A 17,043-nucleotide genomic window follows, 5' to 3' on the forward strand; every position below is an offset into this window, starting at 1 on the left:
TAAGCCCGATTGCATTTGCGCCGTGTGGCTTTTAGCCGCGTACCGCGCGCTGCTCCGGTTGTTTCAGACGCATGTGCAACAACGGATACGGCTGGCCCATGCCATCGACTTCCGAGCGGCCGATCACCTCGAACCCTTGCTTGAAGTAAAACCCCAGGGCCTGCGGGTTCTGTTCGTTGACGTCCAGTTCGTCGGCGTTCAGGTGTTCCATCGCGTACTTCAGCAGTTTCTTGCCAAGGCCCTGGCCGCGATGGGCCGGGTCGATGAACAGCATTTCGATCTTGCCCGCCGCGACCCCGGCGAACCCGGTGATGCGCTGATGGCTGTCCCGTGTGCAGATCAGCATCACCGCGTCGAGGTAGCGGGTCAGCACCAGATTCTTCAGCAGCTCGATGTAGGATTCCGGCAGGAAATCATGAGTCGCGCGGACCGAGGCCTCCCAGACCCGGGTCAGTTCCTGATAATCGCTGAGTTTCGGCGTGTGGATGACCGAGTGGTGACGCATGCCCGATAGCCTCTTTGTCATGGATGAGGGAGTCCTTCCCACCCCAAACTCTAGCCGTAAAAAAGCCCCGCATCTCGTAAAAGAGAGCGGGGCTTTCTGTATTTTTCGCGCTTAGATCTGTTCGGCCCAGAGGTCGTATTCGTCGGCGTCGGTCACCTTGCACCAGACCTTGTCGCCCGGCTTGAGGTTGCTGCCGTTGTCGATGAACACGTTGCCGTCGATTTCCGGGGCATCGAAGAAGCAACGGCCGACCGCGCCTTGCTCGTCGACTTCGTCGACCAACACTTCGATTTCACGGCCGATGCGCATTTGCAGGCGCGCCGAGCTGATGGCCTGCTGGTGCGCCATGAAACGCTCCCAGCGATCCTGCTTGACGTCGTCCGGAACGATGTCGAGGTTCAGGTCATTGGCCGGTGCGCCTTCGACCGGCGAGTACTGGAAGCAGCCGACGCGGTCGAGCTGGGCTTCGGTCAGCCAGTCCAGCAGGTACTGGAAGTCTTCTTCGGTTTCGCCGGGGAAGCCGACGATGAAGGTCGAACGGATGATCAGGTCCGGGCAGATTTCGCGCCAGTTCTTGATCCGCGCCAGGGTCTTGTCTTCGAACGCCGGACGTTTCATCGACTTCAGGACTTTCGGGCTGGCGTGCTGGAATGGGATGTCCAGGTACGGCAGGATCTTGCCGGCGGCCATCAGCGGGATCAGTTCGTCGACGTGCGGGTACGGGTAAACGTAGTGCAGACGGACCCAGACGCCGAGGGTGCTCAGCGCTTCGCACAGTTCGGTCATGCGGGTTTTCACCGGCGCGCCGTTCCAGAAACCGGTGCGGTATTTGACGTCAACGCCGTAGGCGCTGGTGTCCTGGGAAATCACCAGCAGTTCCTTCACGCCGGATTTGACCAGACGCTGGGCTTCGTCGAGCACGTCGCCCACCGGACGGCTGACCAGTTTGCCGCGCATCGACGGGATGATGCAGAAGCTGCAGCTGTGGTTGCAGCCTTCGGAAATCTTCAGGTACGCGTAGTGACGCGGGGTCAGCTTGATGCCTTGCGGCGGCACCAGGTCGATCAGCGGGTTGTGATCCTGCTTCGGCGGCACGACTTCGTGCACCGCGTTGACCACTTGTTCGTACTGCTGCGGACCGGTGACGGCCAGCACGCTCGGGTGCACGTCACGGATGTTGCCTTCTTCCACGCCCATGCAGCCGGTCACGATGACCTTGCCGTTTTCCTTGATCGCTTCACCGATGACTTCCAGCGATTCGGCCTTCGCCGAGTCGATGAAGCCGCAGGTGTTGACCACGACCACGTCGGCGTCCTGATAGGTGGACACCACGTCATAGCCTTCCATGCGCAGCTGGGTCAGGATGCGCTCGGAGTCGACCAGTGCTTTCGGGCAACCCAGAGAAACGAAGCCAACCTTTGGATTGGCCGGCGCAGGAGTGGTGGACATGTCTAACCTCGGTGTTTTGTGACGCCGCTTGCCTGATGGCAGAAGCCGACGGACGGGCGCTTGAAGTGCGCCTCTGATCAAAAAGTGCGCAATTCTAGCGACGAGCAGCGCACTTGACCAGCTTTATGCAGGGAAATACGACGAGTGCTGCGCTATGCTTCGCGCCGTTGCGCTTTACTGAATTTTTACAGTCAAGAAAACGTCTGTTACAGGGCGTAAAAACGCGCATGCTGCACACAAAGCATAGTGCTTCATATAAGAAGCCGGTCTGGGAATCAGGAGTGTTGGATGGGTCAGGCAAGTAGTCACGCGGCGGGCGCCGAAGGTTCGGCCACCAAGCCGCTGAGCATGCTGGTCGCGGCGGTCGGGGTAGTTTACGGCGACATCGGCACGAGCCCGTTGTACACCCTCAAAGAAGTGTTTTCCGGCGCTTACGGTGTGCCCGTCAATCACGACGGAGTGCTCGGCATTCTGTCGCTGATTTTCTGGTCGCTGATCTGGGTCGTTTCAATCAAGTACATGATGTTCGTGCTGCGCGCCGACAACCAGGGCGAAGGCGGGATCATGGCGCTTACCGCGCTGGCCCGTCGGGCAGCGGCGGGGCGCAAGCGGTTGCGCACGCTTTTGGTGGTCTGCGGGCTGATCGGCGCGGCGCTGTTCTATGGCGACAGCATGATCACCCCGGCGATTTCCGTGCTCTCGGCCATTGAAGGTCTGGGCCTGGCCTTCGACGGCATCGACCACTGGGTGGTGCCGCTGTCGCTGGTGGTGCTGGTGGCGCTGTTTCTGATCCAGAAGCACGGCACGGCGCGGATCGGCATTCTGTTCGGGCCGATCATGGTCACCTGGTTCCTGGTCCTCGGCGCCCTCGGCGTCTACGGCATCAGCCACACCCCGGAAGTGCTGCACGCGATGAATCCTGTGTGGGCAGTGCGGTTCTTTACCGTTCATCCAGGCATGGGCGTGGCGATCCTCGGCGCCGTGGTGCTGGCACTGACCGGTGCCGAAGCGCTGTACGCCGACATGGGCCACTTCGGCCGCAAGCCGATTGCCCGTGCGTGGTTCCTGTTGGTGCTGCCGGCGCTGGTGCTCAACTACTTCGGTCAGGGCGCCTTGCTGCTGGACAACCCGGAAGCGGCGCGCAACCCGTTCTACCTGCTGGCCCCGAGCTGGGCGCTGATTCCGCTGGTCGGTCTGTCGACCCTGGCCACGGTGATCGCCTCCCAGGCGGTGATTTCCGGCGCGTTCTCCCTGACCCGTCAGGCGATCCAGCTCGGTTACATCCCGCGCATGTACATCCAGCACACCTCGAGCGACGAGCAGGGCCAGATCTACATCGGTGCCGTGAATTGGTCGCTGATGGTCGGCGTGGTCTTGCTGGTGATCGGCTTCGAATCTTCCGGCGCGCTGGCCTCGGCCTACGGCGTGGCCGTGACTGGCACGATGTTGATGACCACGATCCTGGTGTCGGCAGTGATGCTGCTGCTGTGGAAATGGCCACCGATTCTGGCGGTGCCGGTGCTGCTCGGCTTCCTGTTGGTGGACGGCCTGTACTTCGCCGCCAACGTGCCGAAGATCGTGCAGGGCGGTGCCTTCCCGGTGATCGCCGGTATCGCGCTGTTCGTGCTGATGACCACCTGGAAACGTGGCAAGCAACTGCTGGTCGAGCGCCTCGACGAAGGCGCATTGCCGCTGCCGATCTTCATCAGCAGCATCCGCGTCCAGCCACCGCACCGCGTGCAGGGCACCGCCGTGTTCCTCACCGCCCGTTCCGACGCGGTGCCGCACGCGCTGTTGCACAACCTGCTGCACAACCAGGTTCTGCATGAGCAAGTGGTGTTGCTGACCGTCGTCTACGAAGACATCCCGCGCGTCCCGCCATCCCGACGTTTCGAAGTCGAAGCCCACGGCGAAGGCTTCTTCCGGGTGATCCTGCACTTCGGGTTTACCGACGAGCCGGACGTGCCGCAGGCACTGAAGCTGTGCCATCTGGATGATCTGGACTTCAGCCCGATGCGCACCACCTACTTCCTCAGCCGCGAAACGGTCATCGCCTCGAAACTCGAAGGCATGGCCCGTTGGCGTGAAGCGCTGTTTGCGTTCATGTTGAAGAATGCCAACGGGAACCTGCGGTTCTTCAATCTCCCACTGAACCGGGTGATTGAGTTGGGGACGCAGGTGGAGATGTAGGTCCCGCCACAACTGAAAAGCCCCCGTCAGCTTCACGGCTGGCGGGGGCTTTTTCGTTGCTGTGTATCCCGTCGAAAAACAGCGTAATAGGGCGGCAAAGTGCTCAAGCACGAGATTAGGAGTTTGCCTACAAGGTATGCGGACGTCATCTGATATTGCGACACCGGTCAGCGAAACTAAGGTGACGAGCAATTTCAGGGACGGCGGATTTTGTACGGGCGCTACAGCAAGTGAGGCCGAACAAAGGGCTTGACGATCAGATATTTTGAATGAGACAAGTGTCCACGTTTTATGGAATGTGGACACTTGGAGTTTTACGCTTCATGAAGAGTCAAGATATTTTGCTTTTATTCAAGATGGCCAGCCTTCACGCTCAGGAGGAAAACCTCCTTGGTGTAATGGAGTCAGAGTCGAATTCGAACAGGGTTGAGGAGTTGTTGAAGCCTTATGTGGTCAGCCAAATGACCGCAGGTGGGCGGGTGGGGCAGCCATTGGTCACCTACTCCACTGACGGTGAAGATACTGTTTTCCGGCGACAGGATTTCGATTCGGCCTTGAACGATGAGGCAGGATGGGAGGGGTGGTCGGAGCCTGTGGCTGTTCCGCCCCTGACAAGCTGGAGTGAGGGTTACTCGTTGCGTGCGTTGTCTGCTGCTCTCGGGCTAAGCAAAAGCGAGGTTTCAAATTCCATCGCCAGGTGTCGTGAGTCCGGCCTGCTCACCAATGACTATGAGACAGGGCTGGCGAAGGTTAATCGGCGGCAGCTACTGAGCATCACCGAGCACGCTCTGAAATACTTCTTTCCTGTAAAGCCCGGTGCAATGGTTCGCGGTATCCCGACGGGTTTCGCAGCACCGGCACTGTCCAAAAGCATCAAAAGTGCTGGTGGACTGATTCCGGTCTGGCCTGATGCATTTGGAACGGAGCGTGGTCAGGCAATAGAGCCGCTCTACAAGACAGTGCCGGAAGCGGTGAAGAAGGACAGGATTCTTTATCACTATCTTGCGCTTGCTGATGCGATCCGCCTTGGAGGCCCGCGAGAGTGCGGTGTCGCAGTCAACATTCTAAAAGCAGGAATGGGACTGAAATAACATGTCATCAAACGCTGATCACAACTACGAGCTAATAGAGTTTGTCGCCGAAGGCTTGGGAGAGGCGTTTCTCGCTGAGGTTGCCTTTGTCGGAGGTTGCACCACAGCCATGCTGGTAACGGATGCTGTTGTGCTGGACGACATTCGTTTCACCGATGACGTTGACCTGGTGATCGAGCTGGCAGGTATTAGCGCCTGGCAGCAGCTTACCGAACGGTTGGCAGCCAGGAATTTCAAGATTACCGGCGAGGATGAAGTCAACTGTCGTTTCCGCTTCAACGATATCGTCGTTGACGTGATGCCTTCTGATCCCGAAGTTCTCGGATACGCCAACCGCTGGTTTGTAGAGGGGTTGGCACGGGCTGATAAATTTACGTTGCCCAGCGGTACCGTCATCCAGATATTCAAACCGACCTATTTTCTCGCGACAAAACTGGAAGCCTTCAGCGGTCGGGGCGGTGGCGATCCATACCATAAAGATGTCGAAGACATCATTATCTTGATTGATGGACGTCCAGAGCTTTTAGAAGAGGTTCGCCAAGCGGAGTCCGAGCTCAAGGAGTTCATCACGACTGGAGTTCGAGCACTCAGGCGGCTCGGTGGCATCGACTATGTGATTGAAAGCTCGGGCTCGGTACAGGCCAATCCAGGAAGAGGGCAAATCATTCATGGGCGCATGAAAGAACTGGGCAGCGCATGAAATACCACGCCAGATCGGTAACGGGGCGAGCCAGGCAAACCAATCATGACTTTGCTGGAGCGCTCTGTGATGGAGAGAGCGGCGTATTTGTTATCACAGACGGTACTTCGAGGGTTGGCAGTGGCCAGTTGGCTGAATCCTTTGTGGAAGGTGTTTTAGCGATCTGGTCAAAACATTTTGATCAGGGCCTCGATATCACTGAGTACGGAGCGGTTGAACAGGTACTGGTTTCTATGCTGGCCGACCTCCATCCCGTCTTGTTTGCAAGCCAGACAGGCGCCGCTTGTTATGTGGTGGGTGTCGCTGCTCATGGCAAACTCACGCTTGCGTATGAGGGTGATTGTTCATGCGGTGTTGTGACCTCGGCAGGCGCGATCGAATGGATGACGTCGCCGCACTGTAAAGCCAATTGGAGACGTGACCGTTCCCACTTCGAGCTGGCGCAAGATCCCGCTCGGCACCGGGTGACTCGATGCTTGAAGGTGAGTCGCGCGCCGAACCCTGATTTTGTGTTTTATCCATTGGCTTTAAGTGAGCGACTGGTGTTTGCAACCGATGGCTTTTGGGCGGAGCTAACCGAGTCGCAGCAAAGCAGCTTGTTAGCAGAGCCAGATGGCAGCTGTATCGAAGTTGAAGATGACATCACATGGATAGATGTTCAGTTTTAGTCTTGGCATCGATATAAGGTTTGACTGGCAGGAAGTGTTTCAAGTTTGCGTAAAAAAGCCCCCACAACCCTAAGGTTGCGGGGGCTTTTCGTTGGTGCGCTTCAGATCACTCTTCCGCCACCTGCGCCGTGTTCTGACGCTTCTCGATCAAATCCACCAAACGCTTGGCCAGCGCCGGGTAGTTCTCGTCGAAGTGATGGCCGCCAGGCAGTTTCACCGCTTCGCCCACCGCTGTCTTGTCGGTGCAGCCGCTTTCGTCGGTTTCTTCTTCACCATAGATGCACACGACCTTGGCCGGGGGCAGCTTGGCCATTTCCGGGCCGGTGGCGGCTTCTTTGCCGGCGTTGCCGAGCCAGCCTTCGACTTCGATTTCGAAGCTGCCGGTGCGGGCGAAGGCCAGCAGGATGATTGCGTCGACGCGTTGCTGCTCGGTTTCCGGCAGGCGGTTGTAGATGGCCGGGAGGACGTCGGCGCCGAACGAGTAGCCGGTCAGGATGAAGCGCTTGGTGCCCCATTTCTGGCGGTAGTGCTGCATCAGTTCGGTCAGGTCGAGGGCGCTCTGTTCCGGGCTCTTGTGCTGCCAGTAGTAGCGCAGGGTGTCGATGCCGACGACCGGGTAGCCGATCTTGGCCATTTCACCGGCCACGTCGCGGTCCAGATCGCGCCAGCCGCCGTCACCGGACAGGAACAGGGTGACGGTGTCCTTGGCCTGGCCGGCCGGGACTTCCACGACCGGAATCTGCAGGCCGCCGTTGGCCTTGTCGCCGCCGACGAGGATCTTGCGCAGTTCGTTGTTCAGCACTTGCGGCAGGTTGATGTCGTAGTCGCTGATGCTGGTTTCGGCGTTCGGTTGATCGCGCACGAAACCCGCGCTGGTGTCGTCCGGGTTGTCGTTCCACGCCACCAGCCAGTGGCCGTGGGCGGCGGCTTTTGGCAACAGGTGAGTGCAGCCGGGTTTTTCCAGGGCCAGGTCGACGGAGACGGCCTGGGCCTTGTCGTCTTTCTGCTCGGACAACCAGCGCCATGCCAGGACGGCGCCGGGGCCGATACCGCTGACCAGCGTCGCCGGGCCGTTCAGTTCGCGCAGGCCGGCTTGCAGGGCGCGGCTTTGCAGCAGGCAGTCCTTGGGCAGGATCACTTGAACGATCTGCGCCGAAGCGCTGCGGCTCAGGGTGCTCAGTTGCTTGTCGCTGAGTTTCTGGTCGTCGTTGACCGCCACCAGCACCTGCGCCTTGGGCTTGGTGCCGGGGATGACCCGGGTCATGGCGGCGCCATCGGCCGGGGTGAGCTGTTCGAGGGTCGGTTCCGGTGCCGGGCGTTTGAGGTACCAGAAACCGCCACCGGCAATCGCGGCCAGCACCAGCAGTGCGACCAGGATGTACTTCAGGGAGCGTTGAATCATCAGCGTTTCACCAATCCAGTCAAGCCGCCCGCGATCAGGGCAGCAGTGTCGGCCAGCGCCACCAGCGGATCGAGTCCGGCGGGCACGGCCATATAACGGGGTTCCCAGTCAGGCTGGAACTTGTCTTTGAAGCGGCGCAAGCCTTGGAAGTTGTACAGCTGCTCACCACGGCGGAAAACCATCGAGCCCAGACGCTGGGTCAGCGGTGCACCGCGCCGGGGTTGCAACCCCGACAGCGGCACCATGCCCAGGCTGAAGCGCGCGTATCCGTGACTCTTATAGTGTTGAATCAGACCGACCATCATGAATTCCATGGTCAGCTTGGGGGCGTCCGGGTGCGCGCGCATCAGGTCGAGACTGGCCAGGTCATGGCTGTAGGTCTCGAGCAGGTTGGCGAACGCCACCGGGCGGCCTTCGAAGCGAATCACCGCGATGCGGAAATGCTTCAGGTAATCATCGCTGAAACGGCCGAGGGAGAAGCCTTTCTCGCGCACGTTCTTGCCGGTCAGCCAGGCATCGGAAATCACCTTGAGCTCATCCATCGGCGCCTGGCCCGGCTCATGGATCTCCAGCGACAGGCCGTCACGGGTGCCACGGTTCCAGGTGTAGCGCAGGTCCTTCATCTCCTTGCCCTTGGCTTCCAGGTCAAAGCGATGCAGATCGACCCGGGCTTCCTCGCCGAGCTTGATCGCGGTCAGGCCGATGTCCATGTAGTACGGCAGGTTCTCGGCGCGCACTTGATAGAACACAGGCCGGGCGTGATGGATGTCGCACAGGTCGCGGAACTGCCAGATCATCTCGGCCCGTTGCTGGCCGGGGCCGATCGGGTCGTACAGGGCCACCAGACTGCGGCCACGGCGGGCGTACATCAGGAAGGCTTCGTCGTTGGGATGAAACAGCAGCGCCTTGTCGCCGGTCAGGGCCAGGCCGCCGTCCGGTTGCGAGGAGGCCATCAGAATCTTCGAGGCGCGTTCCAGTTCATCGGGTGTCGGCAGATGGATCACCGGGCGAGCGGTGCGCAGCAGCCAGGTCAGGGCGATCACCAGCAGCAACACGGCGGCACCGAGCAGCGAGCGCAGGCCGCGCGGGGCGTCGGCGTCGAGGGTGAACTGCCACCACAGTTGATGGCTGTACGGAACGTCCTGATAAGCGAACAGCAGCAGCCAGGTCGAAGCACCGAGTACGCACAGGCTGGCGACCAGATACAGCGGCGAGAACGGCAGTTCGGTCAGACGGCTCGGGCGGTAGAACGAGCGACGGAATACCCCCAGCAGCGCGGCGGTGAGGGTCATCAGGGTCGCTTCTTCCCAGTCGAAACCCTTGAGCAGCGAGAGCAGGGCGCCCACCAGCAACAGAATGGTGGTCAGCATCCACGCCGCCGACAACCGGCGACGCAGGCCCTGGGCGAGCATCAGGCACAGCACGCCGATCAGGCTGGCGCCAAAGTGCGAAGCGTCGACCAGACGGTGAGGAATCAGAAAGCCGATGTGCTCCAGGCGGGTGTCGATCTCTGGCGTCGCGCCGGAAAACAGCAGCACCACGCCGGACAGGAACACCAGCACTGCGAGAATCGGTGCCGCCAGACCGGACGCCGCACGCATGGTCTGCGATTGAAACAGGCGTTGGCCTTCGTTGATCAGCAACAGCACGCAGGCCACCAGCAACGGCAGCACCACATAGATCAGGCGATACAGGAGCAGGGCGGCAGCCAGTGGAGCGGCACCGAGTTTGTCGGCGAACGCCGCGAGCAGAATCGCTTCGAAGACACCCACACCACCCGGAACGTGACTGAGTACACCGGCCGCCAGCGCCAGCAGATAAACCAGCAGGAAGGCACCGAAGGGCGGCGCTTCCGGCAGCAGCAGATAAAGGACGGTTGCAGCGGCGGCGACGTCGAGGGCGGTGATGACCAGTTGCAGGAACGTCAGGCGGCGACCCGGCAGGCGCAGGGTGCGACGACCGGCTCGGACCAGCAGGTTGTCCGGATAAGGTTGTTCCGGCAGGCGACGGCGATAGATGCCGATGGCCAGAATCGCGCCGAGCAGCAGCACTACGCCGGCAATCGTCCCCAATAAAGTCTCGGACAGCCCCAGTGCCTGTGAGGCGGCGGGCAGGTTGCTCAGGGTCGCAAGTGCAGCCAGCGGCGGCAGGGCGCAGCCCAGTGACAGGCTGGCGAACAGGGTCATGTGCGCGACTTCGGAAGCGCCCAGGCCATGCCGTGCATATAAACGGTAACGCACCGAGCCACCGGACAGCATCGACAGGCCAATGGCATTGCCGATGGCAAACGCGGTGAAACCGCCGAGAGCCAGGGTTTTCGGTGCCAGCGTCACGCGGGCATACCGACTGGCCGACCATTCGTAGCCGAGCAGAATGATGAAGCCGACGACTGTCGCACCGAGGGCGCCGAGCAGGGCCGGTTTCGGCACGTCGAGAATCGAGTCGTGCAGGGCGTCGAGATCGAGTTCGCTGAGCAGATGGCGACAGGCAATCAGCGCGATGGCGAACAGCAGCAACGTGACCGCCAGACCGATCGGTTGCCGGTATTTGCTGATCCGATCCAGCAGGCGCAGACGCTCAGGCTTGATCGGTGGGGTCGCTGTGACGGTGTCTTGTGAATCAGACGAGTTGGCGCGCATCAATCACCTCTTGGATTGTGCGCGACAGGATGGAGGTATCCAGCCAAGTAACCAATCCCTGTAGAAAAAAATAATCACAAAATACTACGCCTCTCACCGGGGATCGGCGAGGGCAGCTCCTGGATTGCAGACGCCTTGCCTGCGACTTCAAGCATAGTCGCAACTTGGCGGGTCTGAAGATCCTGAACGGTTCACTGCACAGTGACAGATCATTGTTGCGAAAGGACTTTTTCCACAGATACAAAAAAGGCCACTCTTTCGAGTAGCCTTTTTTGATGTTTGGTTGCGGGAGCCGGATTTGAACCGACGACCTTCGGGTTATGAGCCCGACGAGCTACCAGACTGCTCCATCCCGCGTCTGTGTGGCGGCATTCTACAGGCGAACGGCGGGGTGTCAACCGATAATCCCGAGAAGGGTCAAATAAGTGTGCAATCGCGGCAAACGGTCGCAGGTGGCTGCTTAAGTTTCGGAATTGAAACGGATTCCTGTTTGCAGAACGCCGTGCATCGTCGTGAAAAACAGACACGCACAAAAAAGGCCAATCTTTCGATTGGCCTTTTCTGATGTTTGGTTGCGGGAGCCGGATTTGAACCGACGACCTTCGGGTTATGAGCCCGACGAGCTACCAGACTGCTCCATCCCGCGTCTGTGTGGCGGCATTCTACAGAGGAACGCCGGGGTGTCAACCTTCAATTTGGATAAAACCTCTTCAGCTTCAATCGGTTAGCGCTGACGGACGGTCTTTTCAGAGGCTGCAGGTCAGGCACAGCAAGGGTTTCAGCTCTATTGGAGGTTGGTTTTCGATTGAGAAAATAAATTCAAAGGTCGTTTCCTACAAACTGAAAAGAACATTCATACCACTGGTGCTATATACAGGTGTCAGTGAGATACTGCCGGTCCGGCTCGCCATGTTTCCTTTTCTGTCATGACTCAGCGAAAAATCATCCACGTCGACTGTGACTGTTTCTACGCCGCCATCGAGATGCGGGATGACCCGAGCCTCGCCGGCAAGCCGTTGGCGGTCGGTGGCTCGGCGGACAGGCGCGGGGTGATCGCCACCTGCAACTATGAGGCGCGTGCATACGGGGTTCGCTCGGCGATGTCCTCTGGACACGCCTTGAAGCTGTGCCCGGACCTGACCATCGTCAAGCCGAGAATGGACGCCTATCGCGAGGCGTCGAAAGAAATTCACACGATCTTCAGCGATTACACCGACCTCATCGAGCCGCTTTCGCTGGACGAGGCGTACCTCGACGTCTCGGACAGCGCGCATTTCGGCGGTAGCGCCACGCGGATCGCCCAGGACATTCGCCGCCGGGTGTCCAATCAGTTGCACATCACCGTCTCCGCCGGCGTGGCGCCGAACAAGTTTCTGGCCAAGATCGCCAGCGACTGGAAAAAGCCCAACGGCTTGTTCGTGATCACCCCGGATCAGGTCGAAGACTTCGTCAGTGGCTTGCCGGTGAGCAAGTTGCACGGGGTGGGCAAGGTCACGGCCGACAAGTTGAGCAAGCTGGGTATCAGTGACTGTCTGCAATTGCGCGACTGGGACAAGCTGGCGCTGGTGCGGGAATTTGGCAGTTTCGGCGAGCGCTTGTGGAGTCTGGCCCGTGGGATCGATGAGCGGTTGGTACATAACGACAGCCGCCGTCAGTCGATCAGTGTCGAAAACACCTACGACGTCGATCTGCCGGATCTGCGCAGTTGTCTCGATAAGCTCCCCGAGCTGCTGGAAACCCTGAAAACCCGCATGGCGCGGATCGACAGCAGCTACCGGCCGGGCAAGCCATTCGTCAAAGTGAAGTTTCACGATTTCACCCAGACCACACTGGAGCAGGCCGGGGCAGGGCGGGATCTGGGCAGTTACCAGTTGATGCTGACGCAGGCGTTCAACCGCGGTGGCAAACCGGTGCGGCTATTGGGAGTGGGCGTGCGGCTGGAGGATTTACGCGGCGGGTTCGAACAAATGGAGTTGTTCGAGCGATAGACGGACAAAAAAATGCCCGAACCAGGTTCGGGCATTTTTTCAGGGGGGTTCAGTTCGGCCCCGGATCCGCCACCAGACGCCCCGCATCCCGGGTCAGGGACTTGAGGAATTCGGCCTGCAACTCAGGATCGTTGCGGGTCAGTTCGATCAGGCTTTGTTCCAGTTCACTGGCTTCTTCTTCCAGACCCAGTTCCGACAGACGCTTCACCCGGTGTACCCACTGGCTCACTTCGTCGTCTTCCAGATCGTCGTAGATCAGCCCGTGAGCCTCCAGCAGCTTGCCGCGCAGGTGAGTGCTGATCGCCAGAGACGAATCGGAATGCACGTCATCCTTGCTGTCTTCGACGCTGATCTGCAGTTTGCCTACATGATTGAGGTCGTTTTCGGCGAACGGGCTGTCCAGCAGGTTCAGACGCAGCACGCCGTTGCGATCGGTGGTCATGTCGAAGGTCTGCTTGCCGGCCTTGACCTGAACCGGGCGCTCGCTCCACGGCAGGCTCGAATACTCCGTGCGCTTGTCGCGCTGGACTTCGTCGATGCCGGCCAGATTCTGTTGCGCGCGACCGTTCGATTGCACGTTCATGAACGGGTTGAGCCCGGCGAAACCGTAGCTGAGCCAGTCCCGTGTCACGCTGTCGGGCAGATTGCCGAGGGCAAACACGTTGACCACGTTCGCACCGACGCCGCCGACCACCGCCACCGCGCCCAGCGGAATCTCGTAGATCTCCCGCCATGGCTGGTAAGGCGTGTAACGGTCGTAATGGCGCGTGACCTCGAATTCTGTGACTTCGAAGGTCTTCTGTTCGTTGATCTTCACGCGCCGTTGCGGCAGCTCAAGCACCTTGGGCTCGCCGACATCGATCTGCAGGCTGTGATCGAGCAGTTTGCGCTCGACACGTTCCTCGTGCTCGCTGCGTTGTGACATGTGATTGGCACAGCCGCTGACCAGCAGGGTGCCGCACAGGGCGGCACCACCGAGGCCTAAGGTGTTTCGCTTGAACATGACGTCTCTATCTGGTTTCAGCGGCGGATACGGGCCTGAAGGAAGGACAGCACGTCGGCAACCGGCAGCGCTTGCGCCTGGCCTTCGGTACGGCTCTTGTATTCCAGGTTGCCTTCGGCGAGGCCGCGGTCGCTGACCACGATCCGGTGCGGAATGCCGATCAGCTCCATGTCCGCGAACTTGATGCCCGGGCTGGTTTTCTTGTCGCGGTCGTCCAGCAGCACTTCGAAGCCGGCCGCGGTCAGTTCCGCGTACAGCTTGTCGGTGGCTTCGCGCACCAGCTCGGTTTCATAGCGCAGCGGCACCAGAGCGATCTGGAACGGCGCCAGAGTGTCGCTCCAGATGATGCCGTTCTCGTCGTTGTTCTGCTCGATGGCGGCAGCCACCACGCGGGAAACACCGATACCGTAGCAACCCATTTCCAGGGTTACCGGCTTGCCGTTCTCGCCCAGCACTTCGCACTTCATCGCCTTGCTGTACTTGTTGCCCAGCTGGAAGATGTGCCCGACTTCGATGCCGCGCTTGATTTCCAGGGTGCCCTTGCCGTCAGGGCTCGGGTCGCCGGCCACGACGTTGCGCAGGTCGGCCACGGTCGGAACCGGCAGATCACGCTCCCAGTTCACGCCGAAGTAGTGCTTGTCGTCGATGTTGGCACCGATGCCGAAGTCGCTCATCAGCTCGACCGAGCGGTCGATGATGATCGGCAGCGGCAGGTTCAGCGGGCCGAGGGAGCCGGCACCGGCGCCGATGGCGTCACGCAGTTCGGCATCGGAGGCCATGACCAGCGGGCTGGCAACGCCTGGCTGGTTGGCAGCCTTGATTTCGTTCAGCTCGTGGTCGCCACGGATGATCAGCGCGATCAGCTTGCCTTCTTCTTCGGCGTGCACGATCAGGGTCTTGATGGTCTTTTCAATCGGCAGATTGAATTTCTCCACCAGGGCCGCGATGGTCTTGGTGTCTGGTGTGTCGACCAGACGCAGCTCTTCGCTTGGCGCGGCGCGCGAGGTTTCACGCGGCACGGCTTCGGCTTTTTCGATGTTCGCCGCGTAATCGGAACCGTTGCTGAAGACGATATCGTCTTCGCCGGACTCGGCCAGCACGTGGAACTCGTGGGAGCCAGCGCCACCGATCGAACCGTTGTCGGCTTCCACCGGACGGAACTTCAGGCCCAGGCGGGTGAAGATGTTGCAGTACGCTTCGTGCATGCGGTCGTAGGTGATCTGCAGCGACGCCTGATCCGCATGGAAGGAGTACGAGTCCTTCATGATGAATTCGCGACCGCGCATCAGGCCGAAGCGTGGACGGATTTCGTCACGGAATTTGGTCTGGATCTGGTACAGGTTGATCGGCAGCTGTTTGTAGCTGCTCAACTCGTTGCGCATCAGATCGGTGATCACTTCTTCGTGGGTCGGGCCCGCGCAGAAATCACGACCGTGGCGGTCTTTGATGCGCAGCAGCTCAGGGCCGTATTCTTCCCAGCGCCCCGATTCCTGCCACAGCTCGGCCGGTTGGGTGCTCGGCATCAACACTTCCAGAGAGCCGGCGGCGTTCATTTCTTCGCGAACGATGGCTTCCACCTTGCGCATCACTCGCAAGCCCATCGGCAGCCAGGTGTACAGGCCCGAGGCGAGTTTGCGGATCATGCCGGCGCGCAGCATCAGCTGATGGCTGATCACGACCGCGTCGGAAGGCGTTTCTTTCTGTGTGGCGAGCAAAAATTGACTGGTGCGCATGGTTGGCCGTTGTCGGTTGCTATGACTGGAAATGACGGAGCAGTGTAACGGCGAGATCCGCCGACGTACAGAAGTGCAACCCCGGCGCGAACCCTCTCGCCGGGTGCGAGATGTCTTACGATTCTTCCGCGACGGAGGTCGGTGCAGGTTCCGGCGTCGGTGTCGGGCCTTCGCGGCGGCTTTCCTGGAACCAGTGCAGGGCGATCAGCACCAGGGTCGGAACACCGAGCAGCGCGGTGATCAGGAAGAAGTTGTGATAGCCGAATTTCTCCACCATGACCCCGGAGTAGCCGCCGATCAGGCGTGGCAGCAGGAGCATGATCGAGCTGAGCAGGGCGTACTGTGTCGCGGAGAACTTCAGGTTGGTCAGGCTCGACAGGTAGGCGACGAACGCCGACGTGGCCAGGCCCGAGCTGAAGTTGTCGAGGGAGATCGTCACCACCAGCATCTGCAGGTTCGGACCCATGTCGGCCAGCATCAGGAACAGCAGGTTGGTGGCCGCCGACGCAGCGCCGCCGATGAGCAGGATCGGCAGGATGCCGAAACGCACGATCAGCAGGCCGCCCATGCCGGCGCCGACGAGGGTCATGATCAGGCCGAAGATCTTGCTGACGCTGGCAATCTGGTCCTTGGTGAAGCCCTGGTCGATGTAGAACACGTTGGCCATCACGCCCATCACCGTGTCGGACATCCGATAGGTGGCGATCAGACCGAGCAACAGCAGCGCCTGCCAGCGGTAGCGCAGGATGAAGTCGTTGACCGGCGTCAGCACTGGCGCCAGACCGCGACGCCCCATGGCCGAGAGGCACAGGCAAGTCAGCGTGGTGTAGAGAATCGCACGCAGGAACGCCCGGTCTTCCAGCAGCAGGTCCAGCGGGCTCATGTCGCCGAACAGCACGCTGGCGAAATCGGTGTTGTAGAGTTGGGTGAACATCGCAGGCACAGACACCAGCAAAATGATCAGCACGAACACCGACATCAACTGATGCATGAAGGTGTAGCGCCCGGCCTGCAACTGGGTGCGCAGCGGCACGGGCGGCTCGCGCATCAGCAGGGTGGTGAGCAGGGCAGGGACCATCAGAGCGCCGAACAGCACGTAGGTGCCGGTCCAGGCGGAGTGCTGGTAGTTGAAGCCGGTGGAGCCGAAGCCCTCGGCGAAGAACAGTGCACCGGCCGTCGCGAGCAGCGCAGCAACCCGATAACCGGACATGTAACTGGCGGCCAGTGCGGCCTGGCGGTTGTCTTCGGCGATTTCCAGTCGATAGGCGTCGACGGCGATATCCTGGGTGGCAGAGGCGAATGCAACGACCACCGCGATAGCGATCAGCCAGGACAGGTGTTTCTGCGGGTCGCAAAAGCCCATGCCGATCAGACCGAGGATCACCAGCGTCTGTGAAAGTACCAGCCACGAACGGCGGCGCCCCAGCTTGCCCAACAACGGCAGGCGCCATTGGTCGAGCAGGGGCGACCAGACCCATTTGAAGGCATAAGCCAGACCGATCAGGCTGGCGTAGCCGATCGTCTCGCGGGCCACACCGGCTTCACGCAGCCAGACCGAAAGTGTCGAGAACACCAGCATGTACGGCAGGCCGGCGGCGAAACCCAGCAACAACAGCACGAGCGTCGAAGGACTGGCATAGGCGGCGAGCGCGGCGCGCCAGGTTTTACGGGGCAT

At 60.4% G+C, this 17,043-nt stretch carries 12 protein-coding genes and 2 tRNA genes; 5 read left to right on the forward strand and 9 right to left on the reverse strand.

All coding sequences use genetic code 11. From position 1 onward, the window contains the following. Nucleotides 1-31: 31 nt before the first annotated feature. Nucleotides 32-505 (reverse strand): GNAT family N-acetyltransferase, encoded by a 474-nt coding sequence (locus tag LOY31_RS06105; protein ID WP_041475157.1) that lies wholly within the window; start codon nt 503-505, stop codon nt 32-34. Between the two features lie 111 nt (nt 506-616). Next, nucleotides 617-1,954 (reverse strand): 30S ribosomal protein S12 methylthiotransferase RimO, encoded by a 1,338-nt coding sequence (rimO, locus tag LOY31_RS06110; protein ID WP_007954955.1) that lies wholly within the window; start codon nt 1,952-1,954, stop codon nt 617-619. A gap of 348 nt (nt 1,955-2,302) precedes the next feature. On the opposite strand from rimO, the gene LOY31_RS06115 reads away from it, so the two are divergent. From LOY31_RS06115 to LOY31_RS06130, 4 genes are all read left to right on the forward strand, one after another. After that, nucleotides 2,303-4,144: a potassium transporter Kup gene (locus LOY31_RS06115; protein WP_371915879.1), complete on the forward strand. Its 1,842-nt coding sequence runs from the start codon at nt 2,303-2,305 to the stop codon at nt 4,142-4,144. A gap of 323 nt (nt 4,145-4,467) precedes the next feature. Next, the gene (locus LOY31_RS06120) at nt 4,468-5,235 is read left to right on the forward strand and encodes a MarR family transcriptional regulator (protein ID WP_085605319.1); all 768 of its coding nucleotides are present in this window, start codon (nt 4,468-4,470) and stop codon (nt 5,233-5,235) included. A gap of 1 nt (nt 5,236) precedes the next feature. Next, a complete protein-coding gene (locus LOY31_RS06125) occupies nt 5,237-5,935 on the forward strand; it encodes a hypothetical protein (protein WP_221532882.1) in 699 nt (232 codons plus the stop codon). Next, on the forward strand, nt 5,932-6,603 hold the full coding sequence (locus LOY31_RS06130) for a PP2C family serine/threonine-protein phosphatase (protein ID WP_085605323.1): 672 nt from the start codon (nt 5,932-5,934) through the stop codon (nt 6,601-6,603). Before LOY31_RS06125 ends, LOY31_RS06130 begins: the two co-directional genes overlap by 4 nt. Nucleotides 6,604-6,709: 106 nt before the next feature. Here the strand turns inward: LOY31_RS06130 and LOY31_RS06135 are convergent, their stop codons facing one another. The 4 genes from LOY31_RS06135 to LOY31_RS06150 form a co-directional block, all read right to left on the reverse strand. Further along, nucleotides 6,710-8,005 (reverse strand): virulence factor family protein, encoded by a 1,296-nt coding sequence (locus tag LOY31_RS06135; protein ID WP_064593891.1) that lies wholly within the window; start codon nt 8,003-8,005, stop codon nt 6,710-6,712. Continuing rightward, nucleotides 8,005-10,644 (reverse strand): bifunctional lysylphosphatidylglycerol flippase/synthetase MprF, encoded by a 2,640-nt coding sequence (mprF, locus tag LOY31_RS06140; protein ID WP_221532880.1) that lies wholly within the window; start codon nt 10,642-10,644, stop codon nt 8,005-8,007. The genes LOY31_RS06135 and mprF overlap by 1 nt, the downstream gene beginning before the upstream one ends. A 280-nt stretch (nt 10,645-10,924) precedes the next feature. Further along, nucleotides 10,925-11,001: transfer RNA gene (locus LOY31_RS06145), tRNA-Met, on the reverse strand. A gap of 212 nt (nt 11,002-11,213) precedes the next feature. Further along, a tRNA-Met gene (locus LOY31_RS06150) sits at nt 11,214-11,290 on the reverse strand. A gap of 280 nt (nt 11,291-11,570) precedes the next feature. Here LOY31_RS06150 and dinB point away from each other — a divergent pair. Then, complete coding sequence (gene dinB, locus LOY31_RS06155) at nt 11,571-12,632, forward strand: DNA polymerase IV (RefSeq protein ID WP_221532879.1); 1,062 nt, start codon at nt 11,571-11,573, stop codon at nt 12,630-12,632. A 49-nt stretch (nt 12,633-12,681) separates the two neighbouring features. Here the strand turns inward: dinB and LOY31_RS06160 are convergent, their stop codons facing one another. From LOY31_RS06160 to LOY31_RS06170, 3 genes are all read right to left on the reverse strand, one after another. Continuing rightward, entirely contained in the window at nt 12,682-13,635 is a 954-nt protein-coding gene (locus tag LOY31_RS06160; protein ID WP_007954977.1) for a hypothetical protein, read from the reverse strand. Nucleotides 13,636-13,652: 17 nt separating this feature from the next. Further along, entirely contained in the window at nt 13,653-15,368 is a 1,716-nt protein-coding gene (locus LOY31_RS06165) for a proline--tRNA ligase (RefSeq protein WP_115076782.1), read from the reverse strand. A 115-nt stretch (nt 15,369-15,483) separates the two neighbouring features. Next, nucleotides 15,484-17,043: an AmpG family muropeptide MFS transporter gene (locus LOY31_RS06170; RefSeq protein WP_085605327.1), complete on the reverse strand. Its 1,560-nt coding sequence runs from the start codon at nt 17,041-17,043 to the stop codon at nt 15,484-15,486.

It is taken from the genome of Pseudomonas sp. B21-021 (genome assembly GCF_024749205.1).
Lineage (GTDB): Bacteria > Pseudomonadota > Gammaproteobacteria > Pseudomonadales > Pseudomonadaceae > Aquipseudomonas > Aquipseudomonas paraglycinae.

Excerpts from the sequence above, each read along its gene's own strand:
- LOY31_RS06160 (WP_007954977.1), bottom strand. The coding sequence starts at position 13,635 with ATGTTCAAGCGAAACACCTTAGGCCTCGGTGGTGCCGCCCTGTGCGGC.
- LOY31_RS06125 (WP_221532882.1), top strand. The coding sequence starts at position 5,237 with ATGTCATCAAACGCTGATCACAACTACGAGCTAATAGAGTTTGTCGCC.
- LOY31_RS06165 (WP_115076782.1), bottom strand. The coding sequence starts at position 15,368 with ATGCGCACCAGTCAATTTTTGCTCGCCACACAGAAAGAAACGCCTTCC.
- LOY31_RS06135 (WP_064593891.1), bottom strand. The coding sequence starts at position 8,005 with ATGATTCAACGCTCCCTGAAGTACATCCTGGTCGCACTGCTGGTGCTG.
- LOY31_RS06115 (WP_371915879.1), top strand. The coding sequence starts at position 2,303 with ATGCTGGTCGCGGCGGTCGGGGTAGTTTACGGCGACATCGGCACGAGC.
- dinB (WP_221532879.1), top strand. The coding sequence starts at position 11,571 with ATGACTCAGCGAAAAATCATCCACGTCGACTGTGACTGTTTCTACGCC.
- LOY31_RS06105 (WP_041475157.1), bottom strand. The coding sequence starts at position 505 with ATGCGTCACCACTCGGTCATCCACACGCCGAAACTCAGCGATTATCAG.
- LOY31_RS06170 (WP_085605327.1), bottom strand. The coding sequence starts at position 17,043 with ATGCCCCGTAAAACCTGGCGCGCCGCGCTCGCCGCCTATGCCAGTCCT.
- rimO (WP_007954955.1), bottom strand. The coding sequence starts at position 1,954 with ATGTCCACCACTCCTGCGCCGGCCAATCCAAAGGTTGGCTTCGTTTCT.
- mprF (WP_221532880.1), bottom strand. The coding sequence starts at position 10,644 with ATGCGCGCCAACTCGTCTGATTCACAAGACACCGTCACAGCGACCCCA.
- LOY31_RS06120 (WP_085605319.1), top strand. The coding sequence starts at position 4,468 with ATGAAGAGTCAAGATATTTTGCTTTTATTCAAGATGGCCAGCCTTCAC.
- LOY31_RS06130 (WP_085605323.1), top strand. The coding sequence starts at position 5,932 with ATGAAATACCACGCCAGATCGGTAACGGGGCGAGCCAGGCAAACCAAT.